The sequence below is a fragment of the Amphibiibacter pelophylacis genome, from assembly GCF_037688875.1.
GTDB lineage: Bacteria > Pseudomonadota > Gammaproteobacteria > Burkholderiales > Burkholderiaceae_C > Amphibiibacter > Amphibiibacter pelophylacis.
In genome coordinates this window covers 103980-126481 of record NZ_JAWDIE010000007.1, presented here as the reverse complement: position 1 = coordinate 126481, position 22502 = coordinate 103980, and the positions used below count along the sequence as shown (strand labels likewise).

19 protein-coding genes and 1 tRNA gene are annotated in these 22502 nt (G+C 60.4%); 16 read left to right on the top strand and 4 right to left on the bottom strand.

Annotated elements, in window-relative coordinates; genetic code table 11:
• Nucleotides 1-6: 6 nt before the first annotated feature.
• From fdxH to RV045_RS06195, 6 genes are all read left to right on the top strand, one after another.
• Nucleotides 7-963, top strand: a complete 957-nt coding sequence (gene fdxH, locus RV045_RS06220) for a formate dehydrogenase subunit beta (RefSeq protein WP_423234906.1) — start codon at nucleotides 7-9, stop codon at nucleotides 961-963.
• Nucleotides 960-1586 carry a formate dehydrogenase subunit gamma gene (locus tag RV045_RS06215; RefSeq protein WP_423234905.1) on the top strand — a complete coding sequence of 209 codons (627 nt, stop codon included), beginning with the start codon at nucleotides 960-962 and terminating at the stop codon, nucleotides 1584-1586. Before fdxH ends, RV045_RS06215 begins: the two co-directional genes overlap by 4 nt.
• Before the next feature lie 66 nt (nucleotides 1587-1652).
• The gene (gene fdhE, locus RV045_RS06210) at nucleotides 1653-2564 is read left to right on the top strand and encodes a formate dehydrogenase accessory protein FdhE (protein ID WP_423234904.1); all 912 of its coding nucleotides are present in this window, start codon (nucleotides 1653-1655) and stop codon (nucleotides 2562-2564) included.
• Entirely contained in the window at nucleotides 2561-3991 is a 1431-nt protein-coding gene (gene selA, locus RV045_RS06205) for an L-seryl-tRNA(Sec) selenium transferase (RefSeq protein ID WP_423234903.1), read from the top strand. Before fdhE ends, selA begins: the two co-directional genes overlap by 4 nt.
• A 13-nt stretch (nucleotides 3992-4004) precedes the next feature.
• Nucleotides 4005-5960, top strand: a complete 1956-nt coding sequence (selB, locus tag RV045_RS06200; protein WP_423234902.1) for a selenocysteine-specific translation elongation factor — start codon at nucleotides 4005-4007, stop codon at nucleotides 5958-5960.
• Nucleotides 5961-5993: 33 nt separating this feature from the next.
• Nucleotides 5994-6089, top strand: a tRNA-Sec gene (locus RV045_RS06195).
• A 9-nt stretch (nucleotides 6090-6098) separates the two neighbouring features.
• Here RV045_RS06195 and RV045_RS06190 read toward each other — a convergent pair.
• A complete protein-coding gene (locus tag RV045_RS06190) occupies nucleotides 6099-7235 on the bottom strand; it encodes a transglutaminase-like domain-containing protein (RefSeq protein WP_423234901.1) in 1137 nt (378 codons plus the stop codon).
• Between the two features lie 246 nt (nucleotides 7236-7481).
• Here RV045_RS06190 and RV045_RS06185 point away from each other — a divergent pair, with 246 nt between their 5' ends.
• Genes RV045_RS06185 through RV045_RS06160 form a run of 6 tightly spaced genes read left to right on the top strand, consistent with a single transcriptional unit; the run spans nucleotide 7482 to nucleotide 13160 of the window.
• Nucleotides 7482-8633 carry an extracellular solute-binding protein gene (locus tag RV045_RS06185; protein ID WP_423234900.1) on the top strand — a complete coding sequence of 384 codons (1152 nt, stop codon included), beginning with the start codon at nucleotides 7482-7484 and terminating at the stop codon, nucleotides 8631-8633.
• Nucleotides 8630-9724, top strand: coding sequence for an ABC transporter ATP-binding protein (locus RV045_RS06180; RefSeq protein ID WP_423234899.1), 1095 nt, complete (start codon nucleotides 8630-8632; stop codon nucleotides 9722-9724). The genes RV045_RS06185 and RV045_RS06180 overlap by 4 nt, the downstream gene beginning before the upstream one ends.
• Nucleotides 9725-9728: 4 nt before the next feature.
• Complete coding sequence (locus RV045_RS06175; protein WP_423234898.1) at nucleotides 9729-10598, top strand: ABC transporter permease; 870 nt, start codon at nucleotides 9729-9731, stop codon at nucleotides 10596-10598.
• Nucleotides 10595-11440 (top strand): ABC transporter permease, encoded by an 846-nt coding sequence (locus RV045_RS06170; protein ID WP_423234897.1) that lies wholly within the window; start codon nucleotides 10595-10597, stop codon nucleotides 11438-11440. Before RV045_RS06175 ends, RV045_RS06170 begins: the two co-directional genes overlap by 4 nt.
• A gap of 22 nt (nucleotides 11441-11462) precedes the next feature.
• A complete protein-coding gene (locus RV045_RS06165) occupies nucleotides 11463-12350 on the top strand; it encodes an SMP-30/gluconolactonase/LRE family protein (RefSeq protein ID WP_423234896.1) in 888 nt (295 codons plus the stop codon).
• Nucleotides 12351-12371: 21 nt separating this feature from the next.
• Nucleotides 12372-13160, top strand: a complete 789-nt coding sequence (locus RV045_RS06160) for an NAD-dependent epimerase/dehydratase family protein (RefSeq protein ID WP_423234895.1) — start codon at nucleotides 12372-12374, stop codon at nucleotides 13158-13160.
• 57 nt (nucleotides 13161-13217) lie between these two features.
• Here the strand turns inward: RV045_RS06160 and RV045_RS06155 are convergent, their stop codons facing one another.
• Complete coding sequence (locus RV045_RS06155) at nucleotides 13218-14807, bottom strand: aldehyde dehydrogenase (NADP(+)) (protein WP_423234894.1); 1590 nt, start codon at nucleotides 14805-14807, stop codon at nucleotides 13218-13220.
• Nucleotides 14808-14825: 18 nt separating this feature from the next.
• Nucleotides 14826-15731 (bottom strand): 5-dehydro-4-deoxyglucarate dehydratase, encoded by a 906-nt coding sequence (kdgD, locus tag RV045_RS06150; RefSeq protein WP_423234893.1) that lies wholly within the window; start codon nucleotides 15729-15731, stop codon nucleotides 14826-14828.
• Between the two features lie 190 nt (nucleotides 15732-15921).
• On the opposite strand from kdgD, the gene RV045_RS06145 reads away from it, so the two are divergent.
• Genes RV045_RS06145 through RV045_RS06130 form a run of 4 tightly spaced genes read left to right on the top strand, consistent with a single transcriptional unit; the run spans nucleotide 15922 to nucleotide 21600 of the window.
• Nucleotides 15922-17298 carry an MFS transporter gene (locus RV045_RS06145; protein WP_423234892.1) on the top strand — a complete coding sequence of 459 codons (1377 nt, stop codon included), beginning with the start codon at nucleotides 15922-15924 and terminating at the stop codon, nucleotides 17296-17298.
• A 2-nt stretch (nucleotides 17299-17300) separates the two neighbouring features.
• Complete coding sequence (garD, locus tag RV045_RS06140) at nucleotides 17301-18845, top strand: galactarate dehydratase (RefSeq protein WP_423234891.1); 1545 nt, start codon at nucleotides 17301-17303, stop codon at nucleotides 18843-18845.
• 26 nt (nucleotides 18846-18871) lie between these two features.
• Nucleotides 18872-20203 (top strand): enolase C-terminal domain-like protein, encoded by a 1332-nt coding sequence (locus RV045_RS06135; protein ID WP_423234890.1) that lies wholly within the window; start codon nucleotides 18872-18874, stop codon nucleotides 20201-20203.
• A gap of 59 nt (nucleotides 20204-20262) precedes the next feature.
• Entirely contained in the window at nucleotides 20263-21600 is a 1338-nt protein-coding gene (locus RV045_RS06130; protein WP_423234889.1) for an enolase C-terminal domain-like protein, read from the top strand.
• Nucleotides 21601-21625: 25 nt separating this feature from the next.
• Here the strand turns inward: RV045_RS06130 and RV045_RS06125 are convergent, their stop codons facing one another.
• Nucleotides 21626-22414, bottom strand: a complete 789-nt coding sequence (locus RV045_RS06125) for a FadR/GntR family transcriptional regulator (protein ID WP_423234888.1) — start codon at nucleotides 22412-22414, stop codon at nucleotides 21626-21628.
• Nucleotides 22415-22502: the final 88 nt, after the last annotated feature.

The window sequence follows — 22502 nt, the reverse complement described above, 5'->3', positions numbered from 1 at the left end:
GCCCTTATGTCTTCACTGCAATCTCTGGACATCAAGAAGCGTTCAGCCACCACCACCCCGTCGCCCAGCGTGCGCGAGGCGCATGCGGGCGAAGTGGCCAAGCTGATTGATGTCTCCAAATGCATCGGCTGCAAGGCCTGCCAGACCGCCTGCATGGAGTGGAACGACCTGCGCGACGAGGTCGGAACCGCTGCCGCCGGTGTCTACGACAACCCCACCGATCTGACCGACAAGTCCTGGACGGTGATGCGCTTCACCGAGTACGAAAACACGCAGTCCGGCCACCTGGAGTGGCTGATCCGCAAGGACGGCTGCATGCACTGCGAGGATCCGGGCTGCCTGAAGGCCTGCCCCTCGCCGGGCGCCATCATCCAGTACGCCAACGGCATCGTCGATTTCCAGGAGGAACACTGCATCGGCTGCGGCTACTGCGTCACCGGCTGCCCGTTCAACGTGCCGCGCATCTCGCAGAAGGATCACAAAGCCTACAAGTGCACGCTGTGCTCCGACCGCGTCGCGGTGGGGCTGGAACCGGCCTGCGTCAAGACCTGCCCGACCGGCGCCATCATGTTTGGCACCAAAGAGGACATGAAAGAGCAGGCCGCCGAGCGCATCGAGGATCTGAAAGAGCGCGGCTTCGAGAAGGCCGGGCTTTACGATCCGGCCGGCGTGGGCGGCACCCACGTCATGTATGTGCTGCATCATGGCGATCAGCCGTCGCTGTACCACGGCCTGCCCGACGAGCCGAAAATCAGCCCCATGGTCAGCCTGTGGAAGGGCCTGGCCAAGCCGCTGACGCTGGCCGCGCTGGGTGCGGCGGCGGTCGGTAGCCTGTTCCACTACATCACCAAAGGCCCCAACGACGTGTCCCAGGATCTGGAAGACGAAATGGACCGCAAGGACCGCAAGGCCAGCGAAGCGCAGGCCCGCGCCACGCCGCAGACCCAGGAGGACAGGCCATGAAACGCAATCCACGCGACCTGCAGCGCTACACCGCCTCCGAGCGCACCAACCACTGGATCGTCGGCATCTGCTTCATCCTGCTGGCGCTCTCGGGTCTGGCCTTCTTCCACCCGGCCTTCTTCCCGCTGACGATGCTGTTTGGCGGCGGGCCGTGGGCGCGCATCCTGCACCCCTACATCGGGGTGGTGATGGGCCTGTTCTTCATCGTGCTGACGCTGCGTTTCTGGCGCCTGAACGTGATCGAATCGCGCGACATCGAGTGGCTGAAAAACGTCAACAAAATGGTCGATGGCAACGATCACGACATGCCCGAACAGGGCAAGTACAACGGCGGGCAGAAGCTGCTGTTCTGGGGCCTGGTGATCGGCATGCTGGTGCTGAGCGTCAGCGGCGTGTTCATGTGGCGCTCGTGGTGGACGCCGTCGGTCACGGCGGTGCGTCTGGCCTCGGTGGCGCACGCGGCGGCAGCCGTGCTCATGATCGGCCTGATCATCCTGCACGTGTATGCGGCCATCTGGACCCGGGGTACGATCCGCGCCATGCTGTACGGCACCGTCACCCGGGCCTGGGCCAAGCAGCATCACCGCGGCTGGTACCGCAAAATGACGGGTGACGACACCTGATCGCTGGTCTGCACGCCCCTGATCTGCCCGGGGCGGGCTCCCCGGCAGATTTTTGAAAGATTTTCCGTGCAACGCATTCTTCAACCGGGCGAGATCGAAGCCCTCGATCACACCCACTTTCCCCGCATCCGCCTGCCCCAGCCGCAGAGCCTGTTCGCCGAGCGCGCCGCGCGCCTGCTGCAGCTGGCCGAAGGCAACCCCATCGCCGACTACCTGCGCCTGATGGCACGCCTTGTGCAGGCGCAGCAGAAAGCCGCCGCCACGGTGCAGACCGCGCCGCTGGAGGCCGAAACCCTCGCCCGCAGCCAGGCGCATTCCATGCCGCTGATGCCCGCCGCCGACCATCTGGACCCGGTCTGGCGCGAGGTGCTCACGGCGCTGCTGGACGCCATCCAGCCGCTGCCCGAAGTGCCGCCCGCCCTGTGTGAGGCGCTGGCCGCGCTGCGCCAGCACAGCCCTGAAGCGCAGGACGCGCTGGCGCTGCGCGTGCTGGGGGGCGATCTTCAGCCCGGCGATATCAGCACCGCGCCCTTTGTGGCGGCGGCGCTGCAGGTGGTTTTCGCCGACCGCGCCAGCCGCCTGAGTGCGGGCGCCGTGCCCTACACCGATCCGGCCAGCATCTGCCCGGTCTGCGCCGCGCCGCCGGTGACCAGCGTGCTGCGCATTGGCGGCACTGCCGCCGGACACCGCTACCTGCATTGCGGCGTGTGCTGCACCGAATGGCACATGGTGCGCGTCAAGTGCAGCCACTGCGAATCGACCGAAGGCATACGCTACCAGGGTGTGGACGGCGCCAAGCCCGTGGTCCAGGCCGAAACCTGCACCCAGTGCCACACCTACCGCAAGCTGGTCAATCAGGAAAAAGACCCGCTCGCCGAGCCGCTGGCCGACGATCTGGGCACGCTGCTGCTGGACCTGCTGATGGGCGAGACCGAGTTCGATCGCGCCAGCGCCAACCCGCTGCTCGCCCTGGCATGACGGCGCCTGCGGTGCGACTGCCGTCGGTCGACCGGCTGCTGTCCAGCCCCGAATTTCTTGCTCTGGTGCCGCTGCACGGCCGGGTGCAGCTCACCCAGGCGCTGCGCGCCCTGCTGGACGAGCTGCGGCCCACCGCGCTGGCGGGCGCTCTGACAGCGGATGACCTGGCGCCAGACCGCCTGGCCCAGCGTGTCGACCAGGCGCTGCAGGCGCAGGCCGCGCCCCGCCTGCGCACCGTGTTTAATCTGACCGGCACGGTGCTGCACACCAACCTGGGCCGAGCCCTGCTGCCTGATACGGCGGTGGCGGCGGTGGTGCAGGCGCTGACGGCCCCGGCGAATCTGGAATTTGATCTGGCCACCGGCGGACGCGGCGACCGCGACGATCTGGTGAACGGCCTGCTGTGCGAACTGACCGGCGCCGAAGCCGCCACCGTAGTCAACAACAACGCCGCCGCCGTGCTGCTGACGCTGAACGCGCTGGCGCAGGACGCCGAGGTGATCGTCTCGCGCGGCGAGCTGGTCGAAATCGGCGGCGCCTTCCGCATTCCCGACATCATGGCGCGCGCGGGCGCCCGCCTGGTCGAGGTCGGCACCACCAACCGCACCCACGCGCGCGATTACGACGCCGCCATCACCGAGCGCACCGCGCTGCTGATGAAGGTGCACTGCAGCAATTACGCCATCACCGGATTCACCAAAAGCGTGCCGCAGGACGAGGTGGCCGCCATCGCCCACGCGCGCGGCCTGCCGCTGGCGGTCGATCTGGGCAGCGGCACGCTGGTCGATCTGTCGCAGTGGGGCCTTCCGCGCGAGCCCACGGTGCGCGAGACCGTGGCGCAGGGCGCTGACGTGGTCACCTTCAGCGGCGACAAACTGCTGGGCGGGCCGCAGGCCGGGCTGATCGTCGGCCGCAAAGACCTGATCGAGCGCATCAAGAAAAATCCGCTCAAGCGCGCACTGCGCGTGGGCAAGCTGACCCTCGCGGCGCTGGAACCCGTGCTGCGCCTCTACCTGGCGCCCGATCTGCTGCCCGAGCGCCTGACCACGCTGCGCCTGCTCACCCGCCCGCAGGAGCAGATGCGGGCGCAGGCGCTCGCGCTGTGCCAGACGCTGCAGCAGGCGCTGGGCGAGCGCTACACCGTGACGGCGGAGGGCCTCTTCAGCCAGATCGGCAGCGGCGCCCTGCCGGTGGATACCCTGCCCAGCTACGGCCTTGCGCTGCGTCCCGCTGCGGGACAGCGCCCGGGCCGCGCCCTGGCCGCGCTGGAAGGCGCACTGCGCGGCCTGCCGCGTCCGGTGATCGGACGCATCGCCAGCGACACGCTCTGGCTGGATCTGCGCTGTCTGGAGGCCGCCGATCAGCCCGCCTTCATCGCACAGCTGCACGGCCCGGCGGGCCTGGCCGAACGGCTGGCGCAGGGCTGAGAGCGCTTCGGCCATGATCATCGGCACCGCAGGCCACATCGACCACGGCAAGACCACGCTGGTGCGCGCCCTGACCGGCGTGGACACCGACCGGCTGAAGGAAGAAAAAGCGCGCGGCATCTCGATCGAGCTGGGCTACGCCTACACGCCGCTGCCCGGAGGCGACGGCCAGCCGGACGAGGTTCTGGGCTTCATCGACGTGCCCGGGCACGAAAAGTTCGTCCACACCATGGCCGCAGGCGCGGTCGGCATCGACCACGCGCTGCTGGTTGTGGCCGCCGACGATGGCGTGATGCCGCAGACGCGCGAGCACCTGGCCATCGTCCTGCTGCTTGGCGTGCGCACCGGCACGGTGGCGCTGACCAAGACGGATCGCGTCCCGCCCGAGCGCCTGGCGCAGGTGCAGCGCGACATCCACGCGCTGCTGGCCGACACGCCGCTGGACGCAGCGGCGCTGTTTGCCACAGCCGCCACACAGCCGGACGACGCGGGGACCGCTGCTTTGCGCGAACATCTGCACGCGCTGGCCCGTCAGGCGGCGGCGCGGCAGGACGGCGGCCTCTTCCGTCTGGCCGTGGACCGGGTTTTCACCCTGGCCGGACAGGGCACGGTGGTCACCGGCACGGTGTTCGCCGGACGCGCTGCCGTGGGCGATACGCTGCGCCATTCGGCCACCGGCCAGGCGGTGCGGGTGCGCAGCATCCACGCCCAGAACCGCGCCAGTGCGCTGGCCCGGGCGGGACAGCGCTGCGCGCTCAACCTGACGGGGCTGGACCGCGACGACATCCGGCGCGGCGACTGGATATTCACCGCGCAAGGCCCGCAGGCCTCGCGCCGCATCGACGTGCTGCTGACGCTGCTGCCGGATTCTCCTGATCTGGTCGCCTGGACGCCGCTGCATGTGCATCTGGGCACCGCCCATCACCTGGCCCACGCCGTGCCGCTGGACGGCGAGCGCCTGGCCGCAGGCGCCACGGCGCGCGTGCAGCTGGTGTTTGAGGCCGATGTGTTCGTCACCGCAGGCGAGCGCCTGATCTTGCGCAACGCGCAGGCCAGCCGCACCCTGGGCGGCGGCCCCGTGCTGGACCCGGATGCGCCCGCGCGCCGCCGCCGCAGCCCCGCCCGGCAGGCGGTGCTGGACGCGCTGCAGGCCCTGCTGGCTGCGCCGCCTGACCAGGCTCCCGACCCTTCCGCCCTGATCGCGCAGGCGCCGCACGGCCTGCTGCTCTCGCAGCTGGTGCGCCTGCTGGGCGTGCCTGAGGGCCAGATGCGTCTGGCGCCCGATCTGCTGCGCTGGCCGGCCGGGGCGGGCGATGCCCTGCTGCTGGCGCCGGGCGGCCTGGACCTGCTGCAGGCGCGGGTGCTGCAGGGGCTGGATCAGTTTCACGCCCGCAGCCCGGACGAGCCCGGCGTCAACGCCGCGCGCCTGCGCCGCATGACGCTGCCGGGTCTGATGCAGCCTGCGCACGACGCGCTGTGGCAGGGCCTGCTCGCGGCGCTGCTGGCGCAGCGGCAGGTGGCGCAGACGGGGCCCTGGCTGCACCGGCCCAGTCACAGCACTGAACTGTCGGCAGCCGAGACGCTGCTGGCCGAGCGCCTGCTGCCCGCGCTGCAGGCGGGCGGCTTTGATCCGCCCTGGGTGCGCGATCTGGCCCGCGATCACCGCGTGCCCGAGGACGCCGTCCGCCTGCTGCTGCGCAAGCTGGCGCGCCAGGGTAGACTCTTCCAGATTGTCAAGGACCTGTTTTACAGCGCTGAGGCCATCGCCGCGCTGGCCGCCCAGGTGGCGGTGCTGGCGCAGGCCGCACCGGACCACGCCGCGCAGGCGCGCGATTTCCGCGACGCCTGCGGTCTGGGCCGCAAACGCGCCATCCAGGTGCTGGAATTTTTTGACCGCGTGGGCTACACCCTGCGCGTCGGCGACGGACACCGGCTGCGGCCGGATGCCGCCTGGAGCGCCCGGCCTTGACGCCCGTCAGGCCGCGCCGCATCCAGACCCTACGGAGGGCAAACGCACCCGGTGGTGCGCCCGGGCTTCAAACCCGGTAGGGGGCGTCAGCCGCTCCCTGGCAGGTTCGACTCCTGCTGCCTTCCGCCACCGTCTTCCTCAGGCCATGCGCTGCGACTGGATCGCGTAAACGAAAGTCGCCGGATCGTAGCTGTTCAGGCGACGCTGCGCGGTTTCGCCCTGGGGATACATCAGGAAGGCCAGCGGAATGTCCAGCTGGCTGCCCGGCAGGCGCAGGTCTTCCGCCTGGTTGTAGCCCATCCAGTTCATTTCCCAGGCGCCAAACAGCCTGCGGCGTGCGTCCACCACGCGCGGGTTGTCGGCGGGCAGATTGCCGGGCGGCTCTTCGAGCATCACCTTGCGCACGTCGGCCGGATCGACCGGCACCCAGCCGTAGCCCTGGGCATAGAACTCGGCGCGGCAGTGCTGCGCGCGGGTGATGTCGCCGCTCTTGCCCAGGCTCTTGTAACCCAGTGCCGAGTCGTCCACGCGGATGCCGTAGACGTCGCGCGCGGGCACGCCGGTGGCGCGGGACAGGGCCACAAAAAGGCCGTTCAGGTCGGCGCACTTGCCGCCCAGGTTGCCGATGGTCAGCAGCGCTTCGGCATCGCCCGAACCGCAGCCGCGCACGCTGGCCTTGCGCTCGGTGTAGGTCACGATCCAATCGTAAATGGCCTTGGCTTTTTCGACGTCGGTGCGTGCGTTCGCGCGCGCGACGATGCCGCGTGCGGTGTCGCCGACGATGCCATCCAGCGGCTTGTTCTGGGTGGCGCGCAGCCAGGGCGCCAGCTCTTCAGCGCTGGCTTTGGCCAGCGTGGGCGCGGCGGACAGGTCAATCGCGCGATCGCGCAGCGCCACGCGCGTGGTCACGGTGAGCTGGCGCGGGGCTTTGTCGTCGGCCCACTCCGCGGCCAGCAGGCGGGTGCCATCTGTCGCGGTCAGGATTTTGGCCTGGCTGGCGCCTGGCGCGTCAAACTGGATGTCTTCCACGCGCTGGTAATCGCCCCGGGCGTCGGACAGCTGCTGCGCGGGCAGCGGCACCCAGACGCGGTCGGCGCCCACGTGCTGGCTCAGATCAACGTGGGTGGTGATCTCGTGGCGCTTCCAGGCCGATCCGGCAGTGGCGGGCGCTGCGTCGGGGGCCGGGCTGGCCCAGACCCGCGAGGGCAGTCCAGTCAGGAAGGCGCTGCCCAACAGCGGGGCGGCGGACAGGTTGAGAAAATGGCGGCGCTTCATCGGGGGCTCCAGAGGGTGCGGGATCAATGGGGGGAATGATAGGGCGATTCAGGGTGGGGTGGCCAGGCTGTGAGGGAGTCTGTACGCAGTGCTGGCGCCGCTGTTTCCTCGCTACGGCCAGATCTCGTGCTGTCTCTCCAGGGAAACTACCAATGAAAATTGAGAGAAGATCAAATAAAGTAAGACATCATACAACGCTAAAAAATAGCGAAATTTAAAGTTAATAAGCAGACTAGGAGACATACTATGTCACTGATCCCCGAAATCCGGTCCAGCGTGTTTGCAGCAGTGCTTGCTTTGGGCGTCACGTCCGCGATGGCTGCGCCCGTTTCACTCAACATCGTGGATGTGGCCGGGAATCTGGCCTTGACGCAAAAAGCCTTCGAGGCGTTCAGGGACAAGCATCCTGAACTGGTCTCCCGGATCACTTTCACCAATTCGCCTGCCCCCCAGCTTCCTGGCAAGCTCAAAGCCATGCAGGCCGCAGGCCGTGCTGATATCGATCTGGTGCTTACTGGCACTGACGCCCTCGCGGCAGGCATTCAGCAGGGGTTGTGGGAAAAATTGCTGCCTGAGCAAAATGCCAGTTTTCCCGGACTCATGGAAAAATATGCGGACGGGCCGAGAAAAATGCAGGAGCTGGCCAAAGGTCAAGCCATCGAGGTGACTTATATGCCAGCAGGACCTTTACTGGAGTACAACCCGGAAAAAGTCAAGGATGTTCCTAAAACACCTCAGGCCCTGCTGTCTTGGTGCAAGGCCAACCCCGGCCGGTTTCTGTATGCCCGTCCGGCAAACTCTGGTCCGGGGCGTACCTTTTTAATGGGACTCCCTTATGCATTGGGGGACAAGGATCCTCGTGACCCGATTAAAGGCTGGGATAAAACTTGGGCGTATCTCAAAGAGCTCAATAGTTGCATTGCCTACTATCCGGGCGGCACGACTGCAGTCATGAAAGAGCTGGGTGAAGGCTCACGGGATATGACGGTTTCAGTGACAGGCTGGGACATCAATCCGCGCGCCTTAGGTGTTGTTCCAGCGAACTTCAAGATTCAGAATTTTGACAGTTTTAGCTGGGTCAATGACGCGCACTACATGGCCATTCCCAAAGGCGTGCCCAAAGAAAAGCAGGAAGTGCTTTTCAAAATGATGAACTTCATGCTCGAACCTGCACAGCAGGCGATGACATTTGATGACGGTTATTTTTATCCAGGCCCAGCGGTGAAAGGTGTCACCATTGAGCAGGCTCCAGCCAAAAGTCAGGAAGTTGTTAAAAAATTTGGGCGTCCTGAGTACGCAAGGCTGTTTGCCAGCTTCCCACATGAAACACCTCTGGAAGCGCAGGCTATGGTGGCCGCTTTCCAGAAATGGGATCAAGAGATTGGTTCGACCAAATGACCGCACCAGCTTCTTTCGCGCAGTTGCGTTTGGAAAACGTATGCCAGAGCTTCTTGTCTCCGGAGGGGCGACGCGTCAACGCACTGAATAATCTGAACCTCACGATTCAGGGGGGGGAATTTATTGCGCTGCTGGGTCCCTCCGGCTGTGGTAAATCGACTGCGCTGAATTCACTGGCTGGGCTTATTCCACTGACGGGTGGTGGAATATGGCTAGACGACCGTAGAATTGATGTGCTACCGTCAGAGCAGCGGGGGTTCGGCATGGTCTTTCAGAGCTATGCGCTTTTTCCCCATATGACAGTGCTTGATAATGTGGGCTTTGGCCTTCGCATGCGTGGCGTGGACAGGTCTGAAATACGGCGCCGAGCTATGTTAGCTCTTGAGCTGGTTCAGTTGACTGGGCATGAAACCAAGCTGCCGGGCCAGTTGTCCGGAGGGCAGCAGCAGCGAGTTGCTATTGCCCGCGCAATTGTTATTGAGCCACCGCTCATTCTGATGGACGAGCCATTGTCCAATCTGGATACACGGCTGCGCATCGAGATGCGTGCTGAAATCCGGCGGATTCATACCCAACTAGGGCGGACCACAATCTATGTGACACATGATCAGGACGAAGCCCTGTCGATGGCTGATCGTATCGTGGTGATGAAGGAGGGAGTGGTTCAGCAAGTTGGTACGCCGGAAGAGGTTTACGAGCAGCCGACTAACCTGCATGTGGCCCGATTTATGGGATATCGCAATGTTTTGAAGGGAGAGCTCCAACTGACGAATGCAACTGGGCAAGTGGCGGTGCAGGTGGGTGGGCTCGTCTGGCAAGGCTCGGTTCCAAGAGGTCTGTCATTGCCTGAGAGAAGGGCTGTACATATTGCGCTACGCCCTGAGGATATTATTCCGGTTTCGGCTCAGGCCAACGGTGCGGTACCTGCGGAAGTGAAGGCCATGGAATACGGTGGACGCGAGTCACTTTTGAGTCTGAATACCGCATCTGGTCCTCTGTTTGCCCGAATGCAGGGGCACTACCATGTGGGCCAGCATTTGCATATTTCGGTGCCTTCAGCAAGAGCGCTTGTTTATTCCGAGGAGGGCTGACGTCATGAACGCTTCGGCTGCACGTCCCCCGACAGACCGCCGTGGCTGGCTGGTTGCCCCGGCTTTTACGGGCATCGTCTTACTGTTTGTTTACCCTTTTCTTTATGGGGTATACATTTCTTTTTCACCCATGGAGGGGGGCACGTTCTGGAGCAACTATCAACAATTTTTTGCTACACCGCGTCAACTCGGAACCATCTGGGTTACGCTAGAACTTGCTATTCCCGCAACGCTGATCAATGTAATAGGTGCGATTCCTATCGCTTATGCGTTGCGCCACAGCTCACGTTGGCAAAAGTGGGTGACAACAATCCTTGTGATTCCAGTGACGCTGGGCACGGTTCTGATTGCTAACGGAATGCTGGGGTACTTCTCCCCCCACGGTTGGTTCACTCAGTTCGTTCATTGGACAGGCATTTACAGCCAGGAAGTTCGTTTGACCCATAACTACTGGAGTGTTCTGATTTCTCTTGTGATTTCTGGGTTCCCATTTGCTTTTCTGCTGGTTCTTTCATATATCACGGGGATCGATCCCGTGTTGGCCCGCGCTGCAGGTACGCTCGGTGCAAACCCATGGCAGCAGTTTCGTACCATTTATCTGCCTTTACTGATGCCGGGTCTCACCATGGCGGCCAGCCTGTCCTTTGTTCAAGCCTTCTCGGTGTTCCCTTCCGCAGTTCTTCTGGGCGTGCCGGCAGGTGCTACACGGGTGATGTCGATTGCTGCGTCAGAAGCGGCTTTTGAGAATTATGATTACAGCATGGCTTCCGCAATTGCCATGATTATGGGCTGTGTACAGCTGGCTTCTGTTCTGTTGATTATGGCTTTGCGTAAACTATTTTACACGGGTCCGGTGACTGGGGGCAAAGGATGAACCATACTATGCGATCGCCTGTCATGCCTCGGTTGTGGAATGCGTTTCTTTGGGCTTTGATGGTTTTCTTTCTCATCAACGTCGTTTTGATGATATCCACCGTTTTGGTTAATTCATTGGCCACGAGGTGGTTTGATACCCTGCTGCCGCAGGGCTTCACCTTCGATTGGTATTCGCGGGCGTGGGATGAGTTTCAGCTTGGCCCTGTCATGAAAGTGACGTTTTATGTTGTCGCTGCCGTTGTACTTTTGGCTATTGCATTAGGAGTTCCTGCGGCTTATGCCTTGGCCCGCGTGGATTTTCCGGGCAAGCGGTGGATCGTTCTGGTTATTCTTTTGCCCATGATGATCCCGCCTGTTACTTACGGAATTCCCATGGCGACGGTAATGTATCAGTTTCATCTGGCGGGAACTTTATGGGGGGTCATTCTGGCCAACCTTGTACCTGCTTTGCCATTTGTTATTCTCGTCATGATGCCTTTTATCGAGCAGCTGGATCCTAATCTGGAGTCTGCTGCACGGATTTTTGGCGCTAATACGCGGCAGTATTTTCGTCATGTGTTGCTGCCACTGCTCATGCCGGGTATTCTGGCTGCAGGACTTCTGGTTCTGGTTCGTACGATAGGGTTGTTTGAGTTGACTTATTTTACGGCAGGGCCTGATACCCAGACTTTGGTGGTTGCTCTTTATTATGCGGTTTTTGCTCCGGGTGTGCGTGCATCGCAGTCTATCGATGCAATGGCCATCATTTATATGGGAGTGACTCTGATTTGGGTGGTCATCGCTTTGCAGTTCGTCAGTCCGACCCAACTGGTCAGCCGTGTCAAAGCTGCTCCCCGGTAATAATTCGGAAAGGTCTCCGAGTATGGCGCTGTCCCTGCGTGATCTCTATGTGCTTGACGCGCCGCTCTGTGCTCTTGGCGAGTCTCCTGTCTGGTCATCTGCCGAGCGCAGTCTATACTGGGTTGATATCCTGGGTATGAGGATTCATTGCTGGAGTGCTCTCGAAGGGCAGTCGCGTTTCTGGGATATGCCAGCAGCGCCAGGCAGTCTAGGGTTGGTTGACGGTGGAGGGCTGGTGGTGGCTTTGAAATCGGGCATTCATCGCTTTGATCCGCAGAATGGCAATCTCAGCCTGTTGACCCACCCTGAGGTTCATCGACCCGGAAACCGGTACAACGATGGAAAAGTTTCGCCCGACGGCCGCTTCTTTGTCGGCACCATGGATGATGCGCCGGACAAACAGCCTGTCGCATCCCTTTATGCGATCGGATCGGGGCATCATTACCGCTGGGTTAAGTCCGGTCTGAAGGTGTCTAATGGCTTGGCCTGGAGTCCTGATGGGCGCTGGATGTACCACTCTGATTCGCGCTGGGCCAAGGTCTGGCGCCATTCCTATGATGTTGAAACTGGCGCTGTTGGGCCTGCTCAGGAGTGGATCGATTATCTGCCTCAGTGGGGGCGGCCCGACGGTGCGGCAGTTGATGCGGAAGGCTGTTACTGGAGTTGCGGCGTCAGTGCGGGTCGGATCAACCGGTTTGATCCTGACGGGCGATTGATGGATTTCGGTGTGCTCCCTGTCAGTCACCCGACCATGCCCTGTTTTGGGGGTGACGGGGGCAAAACCCTGTTTATCACGACGCTGCGAGCTGAAGTCCCGCCAGATATCCTACCTGGAACGCCACTGGCCGGGGCTACTCTGGCGATGACGGTTGATGTGCCCGGTGTTCCTGTGTCTGCCTGGCGGCCTTGATATACAGATGAAAGTCAGTCAATGAGCATTATTGCGCTGTCAGGGGCAGAAGGTCAGATTGGGCAGATTTTGGCTGCGCGTCTGCCTTTGCTTGGGTACACGGTGAGGCCGGGAGTTTTCCGTGAATACAGCCTGCCTGAAGGTTTGCAGCCTTCGGCTGTGGGGGATCTGCGCGATGCTGCGGTTGTCGATACTTTACTGGAAGGTGTGCATGCCCTGATTCACTTGGCCGGAACCAGCGTCGAGCGGCCCCTGACCGAATTGATCGATAACAATCTGCTGGCTCTGGTCCAGATTTACGAAGGAGCGCGGCGGCATGGCGTGCGCCGCATCGTTTTTGCCAGCTCCAATCATGCTGTTGGGATGCATGGTGTGGGACGCTACCTACGGCCCGGCTGTGATTTTCGGCCTGATGGCTGGTATGGTCTGTCCAAAATGTGGGGCGAAGGCATTGGTCGTATGTATTGGGACAAGCATGGCGTTGAAACAGTGGCTGTCCGCATTGGTAGTTGCCTGGCACAGCCCACCGAATTCCGTCATCTGAGCACGTGGCTGTCACACGATGACTTCGTCCGGCTGATGGATTGTGCCGTGCAGGCGCCGGATGTGGGTTTTCAAGTGGTCTGGGGCATTTCCGCGAACACACGGTCTTACTGGGACAACAGCGAAGCAGCCAGAGCCATAGGCTATTGGCCTCAGGACAACGCCGAGACCTACGCCGCCGATCTGCTGCTGCAACCCAACCCGCTGGATCCGGTCGCCCAGCGCTATCAGGGGGGCAGTTTCGTCACCCAGGATATCCGGCCCTGATCCCACTTCGGCCGCCCTAAACTTGGGGGCACGAAGTGGGTTTTCTTTCCATTCTCCTCATTCCGCTGTTTTCAGAGTACCGTCCAGAAGATGGGTCGTGTGCGCCAGGGATACATCGCGCAGACTTTCCGGGAGCAGGTCCTGCGGAATGTCCTGGTAGCAGACCGGCCGCAAAAATCGGTTGATCGCACGAACACCCACCGAAGTGCTGCGTGAATCCGAGGTTGCAGGCCAGGGGCCACCGTGAACCATGGTGTGACAAACCTCGACCCCAGTCGGAAAACCATTCGCCAGGATGCGGCCCGCTTTGCGCTCCAGAATTGGCAGCAGCCGTGATGCCAGAGCATTATCCTGGGGTGTCTGCAGGTGCAGTGTTGCTGTCAGCTGCCCTTCGAGGCCGCGGGCGAGAGCCAGCATTTCGTCGACATCCTCGCAGGTCAGCAGCAGGGAGCATGGGCCAAACACCTCGGCACTCAGCGCTGGATTCCCGGCAAATGTGGCGGCATCAGCCAGCAGCAGGACTGGGCGAGCCTGACACGAGCCTTCTGCATCGTTGCCCTGCGCCAGCACAGTCACGCCGTCCTGGCTGCAAAGGCTGCTCACCCCTTTCACATAAGCGCCATGTATGCCCGCTGTCAGTTGGGTGGCTGCACTTTTGCTGTTCAGAATCTGCGCTGCTGAGGCACAGAAACGGTCCCAGTCTGCGCCGCGCAGACCCAGAACAACCCCCGGGTTGGTGCAGAACTGGCCTGCGCCCAAGATCAGGGACTCCACAAACGCCGCTCCCAGTGCGTCGGCACTGTGCTGCAGTGCTCCGGGTAGCATGAAGACCGGGTTGATGGCGCTCATTTCCGCGTAAACCGGAATCGGCTGCGGTCGGCTCTGAGCCAGGTTCAGCAGGGCGAGGCCGCCCTGGCGTGACCCGGTAAAGCCGACGGCCTGGATGGCCGGATGCTGCACCAGCGCTGCTCCCAGCCCATTGCCATTGCCCTGGAGCAGTGAGAAAACCCCCGTCGGCATGCCGCAGTCCCGGACTGCCCGCTGGATGGCCCGTCCCACGAGTTCCGAGGTGCCTGGATGCGCAGGATGCCCTTTGATCACTACAGGGCAGCCAGCCGCTAAGGCGGAGGCGGTGTCTCCGCCCGCCACCGAAAAGGCCAGTGGAAAGTTGCTGGCCCCAAAAACGGCCACAGGACCCAGCGGAATCTGGCGCAGTCGCAGGTCTGACCGCGGTGCAGGTGCACGCTGTGTCTGTGCCGGATCGACGGCCAGTGTCTGCCAGTCGCCATCACGCAATACGCGGGCAAACAACCTGAGCTGGCCCACAGTACGGCCGCGCTCTCCGGTGAGCCGCGCGGCCGGCAGCGCGGTTTCTACTTCGGCGCGCAGGGTCAGCTCTTCCCCCAGCTCGTCAATGTTGCTTGCGATGCATTCGAGAAATGCGGCCCGGTCCTGAATGGGGCGCTGACGATAATCATCAAAAGCCGCCTCGGCCATGTGGGCTGCTGTCGCAATCTGCGCCGCGCTGGCTTGGGAGAATCCTGGGCCGAAGTGCTGGCCTGTGGCTGGGTTGAACGCCTGAAAGCGGGGCTCAAGCCCATCCTGGCATTCGCATCCCAGCAGCTGCTGGCCGGTGAGGGTGCTCATTTGCGGTTCCTTGCTCATTCAGTCGAAATCTTTCATCAGGGTCGCCAGCATTTCGGTTTCTTCACCTGTGAGATCGGTGAGCGGTGTTCGCACCGGGCCGGCATCGTGCCCGGCGATTTTTGCCCCTGCCTTGACGATGCTCACTGCGTAGCCGGCGCAACGGTTGCGGATGCTGAGATAGGGCAGGAAGAAGCGATCGATCAGATCGTTGCACGTGTCCATATCACCGCTGGCCAGCGCCCGATAAAACCGCATCGCGGTGGCGGGAATGAAGTTGAAGACCGCCGATGAATACACCGGAACACCCAATGCCCGGTAAGCGGCTGCGTAAACCTCGGCGGTGGGCAGGCCTCCCAGATACGAGAAGCGGTCACCCAGACGGCGACGGATGGTGACCATGGCTTCGATGTCACCGACCCCGTCCTTGAACCCGATCAGGTTCGGGCAGCGTTCAGCCAGCTGTTCCAGAGCATCTGCCCCCAGGCGGGAATTCGCCCGGTTGTAAATGATGACCCCGATTTTGACGGAGCGGCAGACCTGCTCTGCGTGGTTGACGATCCCTTCCTGCGAGGCTTCGGTCAGGTAGTGCGGCATCAGCAGAATGCCTTGAGCACCCTGCCGTTCCGCCTCCTGCGCGTAAGAGATAGCCACCCGTGTGGGGCCGCCGGCTCCGGCAAGAATCGGCACTTTGCCTTGACAGGTGTCTGTGGCCGTCCGGATGACCCGGGCGTATTCCTGGGGGGCTAGCGAGAAGAATTCGCCCGTGCCACCGGCGGCGAACAGAGCCGTTGCGCCGTAAGGGGCCAGCCACTCCAGACGTTCGCGGTAGGTGTCCGGGCGGAATTCGCCCTGCGCGTCAAAGTCGGTAACGGGGAAGGACAGCAGGCCATCCGAAACGATGCTCTTGAGCTCTTGGGGTGTCATGGGATCTCCATTAAATTTTCGAGAAAGACATCATACAACATAATTTGTGCTCAACTGATACCAGGGAAACTACTGGTGTCAAAGCCCTAAAAATAACTTGATTTTGCAGTGATGTATGACATAGTATGACATTTCGTGATTAAACACAATGCCGATGCCGCTGCAACACGGCAAGGTTTGGAGATCCTGAATGACGTCAATCAATGCCGTGCAGCGCCTGGCTGGGCAGGCCGCCTCCAGCAACGGAGGGCAGCCGACCCGAACCCGCTTCTGGATCGTGGCCATGCTCTTTTTGGTCACTTCCATCAATTACGGGGACAGGGCCACGCTGTCGATTGCAGGCCCATCCATGGCCCACGACATGGAGCTGGGATCTGTGGGCATGGGTTACGTTTTTTCGGCCTTCTCGTGGGCTTATGTTCTCGGGCAGATCCCGGGGGGGTGGCTGCTGGACCGGTTCGGATCGCGTCGAGTTTATTTTTGGAGCATCTTCACATGGTCGGGATTCACACTGCTGCAGGGCTTCATCGGTAATGTCGGCGATCTTTCGACAGCGATTGTCATGCTGTTTCTTTTGCGTTTCATGGTTGGGCTGGCTGAAGCTCCCTCATTCCCAGGTAATAGCCGCATTGTTACGGCTTGGTTTCCTGCGCAGGAGCGCGGTACCGCTGCCTCCATTTTCAATTCTGCACAATACTTTGCGACAGTGATTTTCTCGCCTGTCATGGCTTGGCTGGTTCATGCCATGGGCTGGCAGCATGTTTTCTTCTTTATGGGGGGAGTCGGACTTATTGTGAGTTTTGTCTGGCTGAAAGTCATCCATTCGCCAGCAGATCATCCGCGAATCAATGCCGCTGAACTGCGCTACATTGAGGCGGGCGGGGGATTGGTTCACTTGGATCAAGGTGCAGCCAGATCCGCATCCCAGCGCATCAACTTTGACCATGTTCGACAGCTACTCCGGTCCCGAATGATGGTTGGAATCTATCTTGCACAGTACTGCATCAACGCTCTATCGTACTTTTTTATCACATGGTTCCCGGTTTACCTGGTCAAGCAGCGTGGGATGTCAATCATGGAGGCTGGATTTCTGGCCTCGATTCCTGCCATCTGTGGTTTTGCCGGCGGTGTTTTGGGCGGAATGATTTCGGATGCTCTGCTGCGCCGATCGGGTTCGCTAACCTTTGCCCGGAAGATGCCGATTATTGGCGGAATGCTACTGTCCATGGTCATGGTGCTGTGCAATTACACAGACTCGCAGATTCTTGTGGTCACTTTCATGGCTTTGGCCTTCTTTGGAAAAGGGGTTGGTGCGCTGGGATGGGCGGTAATGGCTGATGTGGCTCCCCGTGAAATCAGTGGCTTGAGTGGAGGGCTTTTTAATATGTTCGGTAATCTGTCCGGTATCGTGACGCCTATTGTCATTGGCTATATTGTTGCCGGATCCGGATCATTCAATGGCGCCTTGATCTATGTGGTGGTTCACGCATTCATTGCTGCTGCAGCGTATCTATTGATGGTCGGTAAAATCGAGCGTATTCAGTTGGCTTCTGGTTTGAAAGGTTGATTATGAATCAACGTGCGAATGACCCCATTATCCTGAAGATTCACAATGATGATAATGTTGCGATTGTCGCCAATGACGGGGGCCTGCCGTCCGGCACAGTCATTAAGCCCGGACTGGTTTTGCAGGATGGTGTCCCGCAAGGGCATAAATTTACGCTGGTTCCGGTTGCGCAAGGTGAGGCGGTAGTCCGGTATGGTGTCGCCATTGGCTACGCCACTGAAAACTTGACAACTGGCTGCTGGGTGAAAGACAGCCTGATGAGCATGCCTTCACCGCCGGAACTGGAACGACTTCCATCCGGAGGGCGCTGCCGGGGTATTCCTGCGCCATTGTCTGGATATACCTTTGAGGGGTATCGAAATACCGATGGCTCTGTTGGTACAAGGAATATTCTGGCGATCAGCACCACAGTTCAGTGCGTGGCTGGGGTAGTTGAACATGCGCTATCGCGTATCCGCAGTGAACTTCTCCCGCTTTATCCCCACGTGGATGACGTGGTCGCAATTGAGCACACTTATGGCTGCGGAGTTGCTATTGATGCACCAGGTGCGGATATACCGATTCGCACTCTACGCAATATCGTATTGAATCCGAATTTTGGCGGTGAAGTTCTGCTGATCAGCTTGGGCTGTGAAAAACTACAGCCAGACCGGCTTTTACCCGCAGGGGCGATTCCTGTCGCTAGCGATAGCCGTGTGGTTCTGCAGGACGACTGTCATATCGGATTTGAGGCCATGATAGAGCATATTCTTCTTCTGGCTCGCGAAAAGCTGGAGCGACTCAACCGGCGCCGCCGTGTCACCTGTCCGGCTTCTGATCTGGTGGTTGGGGTGCAGTGTGGAGGGAGTGATGCATTTTCAGGTATTACAGCAAACCCTGCTGTCGGGTATGTCAGTGACCTGATCGTCCGTTCCGGTGGAACCGTAATGTTTTCCGAAGTCACCGAGGTGCGTGATGGCATTGCACAGTTGCTCGCACGGGCGGCAACACCGGAAGTGGCGCAGGCTTTGCGGCATGAGATGGCTTGGTATGACACTTATCTTCAGCGGGGTGGTGTTGATCGAAGTGCCAATACGACACCGGGCAACAAAAAGGGTGGGCTGAATAATATTGTTGAGAAGGCGATGGGATCCATCGTTAAGTCAGGGGTTAGTGATATTGTGGGTGTGGTTTCCCCAGGTGAGAAGGTCACTGTGCGGGGGTTGAATTACACCGCAACACCGGCGAGTGACTTCATCTGTGGCACGCTGCAAATGGCCGCTGGAATGAATATTCATGTCTTCACGACGGGCCGCGGAACGCCGTATGGACTAGCGGCAGTGCCGGTGGTCAAAGTGGCTACGCGATCCGATCTGGCCAGACGTTGGCATGATCTGATGGATGTCAATGCGGGAACAATTGCCACAGGAGAGAAAACAGTTGAGGAAGTGGGTTGGGAAATGTTCCACTTTCTGCTTGATGTTGCCAGCGGACGTCGAAAAACTTGGGCTGAACACTGGAAGATTCACAATGCACTGGCGCTGTTTAATCCGGCGCCAGTGACCTGACAGATATTTTCAGATTAAGGAGCGGCATGCTTCATTCATCCCCCACGATTGTCTCCATGCGCGTCATACCGGTGGCGGGGCATGACAGCATGCTGCTCAACATTGGCGGCGCGCATGGGCCCTTCTTTACACGCAATATTGTGGTTCTAACGGACAGTGCAGGCCATACCGGTCTGGGCGAGGCGCCTGGTGGCGCGGTCATCGAAAAAGCCATGTGTCAGGCTGAGCCGCTACTGATCGGACAGCCTATCGCGCGGGTCAAGCGTCTGGTCCAGCAGATACATGGTCACCACCAGCAGTCCGATTTTGCGACGCTGGGTGGTGGGGCGTGGACGTTTCAGCTCAAGGTCAACGCCGTGGCAGCGATTGAGGCTGCCCTGCTCGATCTGCTGGGACAACATCTGGGCGTTCCCGTTGTCGATCTGCTGGGGCCGGGACGCCAGCGGGACGAGGTTGAGGTCCTGGCTTACCTGTTCTTCGTAGGGGACCGTACGCGGACCCCCCTGCCTTACCTGGCGCACAGCCCTGGAAATCATGACTGGTATCGTCTGCGCCACCAGTCGGCGTTGACACCCGATGATATCGTTCGCCATGCGCAGGCGGTTGTCGACCGGTATGGTTTTCGTGCATTCAAACTCAAGGGCGGCGTTCTGCCGGGCGAGCAGGAGATTCAGGCCGTTCGTGCGCTGTCCGCCTGTTTTCCCGGTGCGCATATCACGCTGGATCCCAATGGTGCATGGAGCTTGTGCGAAGCCATTGGGCTTTGTCGGGGACAACGCGATGTCCTGGCTTATGCCGAAGACCCTTGCGGTGCCGAGGAGGGCTACAGCGGTCGTGAGGTCATGGCTGAATTCCGCCGGGCCACGGGGCTGCGTGTCGCGACCAACATGATCGCTACCAACTGGCGCGAGATGGCGCACGCCACTTTGCTGGGAGCGGTGGATATTCCGTTGGCTGACCCGCACTTTTGGACGCTGGACGGTGCAGTACGCATGGCGCAGCTTTGTGACGACTGGGGGCTGAGCTGGGGTAGCCATTCAAACAATCATTTTGATATTTCGCTGTCCATGTTTGCTCATGTGGGTGCAGCGGCTCCGGGGCGACCGACGGCCTTGGACACCCACTGGATCTGGCAGGAAGGTCAGCATCTGACCCGCAATCCGCTGCAGATCAGTCAGGGGCGCCTTGCTGTGACCGATGCACCAGGCTTGGGGCTGGAGCCAGACTGGGAGCGCATCGAGGCGGCGAATGCCCTGCACCGGATTCTGGGCGACGGTGCGCGCGATGACGCTGCGGCCATGCGCTTCCTGATACCCGGATGGCAGTTTGACCGACGCAAACCCGCGATGGTTCGCTGACTTGCCGACACAGTGTTGCAGGCGGCTTTGATTGATGGTTTTTGACAAGAGGACTTAATATGGCTCTATCCAGTATTCCCACGATCGTTTCGATGCGCGTTATCCCTGTTGCTGGCCGTGACGCCATGCTGATGAATCTGAGTGGTGCGCATAGCCCTTATTTCACTCGAAATATTGTGATCCTGACAGACAGTGCAGGGCATACCGGTCTGGGTGAAGTCCCGGGGGGTGAAAAAATCACGCATGCACTTGAGCAGTCTGTACCCCACCTGCTAGGGCAGCCGATTTCAATTTATAAAAAACTACTTCAGGATGTTCATGTTGATCTCGGACAGGACGCTCCCTCGGCACGGGGCCTGCAAACTTTTGATCTGCGCGTCAGCATTCATGCGATTACCGCCCTTGAGGCGGCGCTGCTTGATTTGATGGGGCAGTTTCTGGGTGTGTCTGTGGCGCAGCTGCTGGGTGACGGACAGGTGCGCAGCGCTGTCGAGGTTCTGGGTTACCTGTTTTATGTGGGAGACAGTCGCCAGACCGGACTGGACTATCAGCCGTTTGATGGCCAAAGCGACAAGTGGCACAGTCTGCGTCATCAAATGGCGATGACACCTGAGGCGGTAGCGGATCTGGCCAGCGCCGCTTATGAGGTTTATGGGTTCAATGATTTCAAGCTGAAAGGTGGCGTCCTGCGGGGTGAAGAGGAAATTGCTGCTATTGAAGCGATTGCAAAGCGTTTCCCGAAGGCTAGGCTCACCCTGGATCCCAATGGTGCATGGAGTCTGCAAGAGGCCATTGCCCTGTGCAGGAACAGGCATGATTTGCTGGCTTATGCAGAGGATCCTTGTGGCGCAGAGCAGGGCTACAGCGGCCGCGAGGTGATGGCCGAATTTCGGCGGGCGACTGGCCTGCCCACAGCGACCAATATGATTGCTACAGACTGGCGGCAGATGGCCCATGCCATCCAGCTTCAGTCTGTGGATATTCCGTTGGCAGACCCTCATTTCTGGACATTGTCGGGATCGGTTCGAGTGGCTCAGCTATGCCACATGTTCGGTCTGACCTGGGGTAGCCATTCCAATAACCACTTTGATATTTCGCTCGCCATGTTCACCCATGTGGCCGCCGCTGCACCCGGTCGGGTCACGGCGATTGATACCCACTGGATCTGGCAGGAAGGCACAGAGCGGCTGACACAGGAGCCGCTGCAGATTCGGGGTGGCCTGCTGCATGTGCCTGATAAGCCCGGGCTGGGTATAGAGCCTGATATAGAGCGCATTGAGGCAGCGCACCAGCTCTACAAAAACAGGGCACTGGGCGCTAGAGATGATGCCGCAGCCATGCAGTTTCTGATACCCGGCTGGACTTTTGATCCCAAGAAACCGGCTATGGTCCGTTGACAACCACGCCAAAGGCAGAGTTGGCTCAGCCGATCTGCTCCGGCAGAGCCTGCTCCTGTGCTTTACGCAGCCGCTCACGGCTATTGCCCAGGTGGGTTCGCATCGCTGCCCGTGCTCCTTCCGGATCCTGACGGGAAATGGCGTCAACAATCGACAGGTGCTCTTCATGAATTTTCTGAAGATAACTGGCCTGATTGTTATGCTGGCTCCAAGGCATTGGTCCCAGGCGCCGTCTGGGGATCAGTGCCTGACTGAGCTGGAGCAGGATATCATGAAAGTAATGATTGCCTGTGGCTTTGGCAATACTCAGGTGAAAGTCAATATCTGCGGTTGATGTATCCGTGCCCGCAGAAATACAGCTCCCAAAGTCCTGTGCTGCCTGGTGAATTCGGGCCAAGTCATCCCGGCTGCGTCGCTGGGCTGCCAAGCCAGCAGTTTCGCTTTCCAGGCTGATCCGCAGTTCTAGAATGGCAATAACATCGCGTAAAGTATTAAGCTGGCTGGTTCCGACTCGTACAGAGACCCCAGCTTCAGGAGAAAGTATAAACGTTCCTATGCCGTGCTTTGTCTGAGCCAGGCCATGGGCCTGCAGCCGGGAAATGGCCTCGCGTATGACAGTCCGGCTGACGCCGTATTCTTCAATCAGCAGGTTTTCTTTGGGTAATTTGGCGCCCGCCACATAAATTCCGTCGCTGATTTTCTGCGAAATAGCGGCAACCACTTCATCGGTCAGACTCCGGGTTTTTCTTTTTGAAAGAGGGGTGGCAGGCATATGGGTGTTAAAATTTTTAAAAGAGGAATATACGGTCATCATACAAGTTGTTGTGTCGCTCTGTCCATCTGCGGCAGGAGAAAATGTAGGAATGAACTGACTTGGTTTTGTGATGTGATGGTGCCGACTG

Bases quoted from the DNA above. Each gene is read 5' to 3' on its own strand.
- fdxH (WP_423234906.1), top strand. From the start codon at position 7: ATGTCTTCACTGCAATCTCTGGACATCAAGAAGCGTTCAGCCACCACC.
- RV045_RS06215 (WP_423234905.1), top strand. From the start codon at position 960: ATGAAACGCAATCCACGCGACCTGCAGCGCTACACCGCCTCCGAGCGC.
- selA (WP_423234903.1), top strand. From the start codon at position 2,561: ATGACGGCGCCTGCGGTGCGACTGCCGTCGGTCGACCGGCTGCTGTCC.
- selB (WP_423234902.1), top strand. From the start codon at position 4,005: ATGATCATCGGCACCGCAGGCCACATCGACCACGGCAAGACCACGCTG.
- RV045_RS06190 (WP_423234901.1), bottom strand. From the start codon at position 7,235: ATGAAGCGCCGCCATTTTCTCAACCTGTCCGCCGCCCCGCTGTTGGGC.
- RV045_RS06185 (WP_423234900.1), top strand. From the start codon at position 7,482: ATGTCACTGATCCCCGAAATCCGGTCCAGCGTGTTTGCAGCAGTGCTT.
- RV045_RS06180 (WP_423234899.1), top strand. From the start codon at position 8,630: ATGACCGCACCAGCTTCTTTCGCGCAGTTGCGTTTGGAAAACGTATGC.
- RV045_RS06175 (WP_423234898.1), top strand. From the start codon at position 9,729: ATGAACGCTTCGGCTGCACGTCCCCCGACAGACCGCCGTGGCTGGCTG.
- RV045_RS06170 (WP_423234897.1), top strand. From the start codon at position 10,595: ATGAACCATACTATGCGATCGCCTGTCATGCCTCGGTTGTGGAATGCG.
- RV045_RS06165 (WP_423234896.1), top strand. From the start codon at position 11,463: ATGGCGCTGTCCCTGCGTGATCTCTATGTGCTTGACGCGCCGCTCTGT.
- RV045_RS06160 (WP_423234895.1), top strand. From the start codon at position 12,372: ATGAGCATTATTGCGCTGTCAGGGGCAGAAGGTCAGATTGGGCAGATT.
- RV045_RS06155 (WP_423234894.1), bottom strand. From the start codon at position 14,807: ATGAGCACCCTCACCGGCCAGCAGCTGCTGGGATGCGAATGCCAGGAT.
- kdgD (WP_423234893.1), bottom strand. From the start codon at position 15,731: ATGACACCCCAAGAGCTCAAGAGCATCGTTTCGGATGGCCTGCTGTCC.
- RV045_RS06145 (WP_423234892.1), top strand. From the start codon at position 15,922: ATGACGTCAATCAATGCCGTGCAGCGCCTGGCTGGGCAGGCCGCCTCC.
- garD (WP_423234891.1), top strand. From the start codon at position 17,301: ATGAATCAACGTGCGAATGACCCCATTATCCTGAAGATTCACAATGAT.
- RV045_RS06135 (WP_423234890.1), top strand. From the start codon at position 18,872: ATGCTTCATTCATCCCCCACGATTGTCTCCATGCGCGTCATACCGGTG.
- RV045_RS06130 (WP_423234889.1), top strand. From the start codon at position 20,263: ATGGCTCTATCCAGTATTCCCACGATCGTTTCGATGCGCGTTATCCCT.
- RV045_RS06125 (WP_423234888.1), bottom strand. From the start codon at position 22,414: ATGATGACCGTATATTCCTCTTTTAAAAATTTTAACACCCATATGCCT.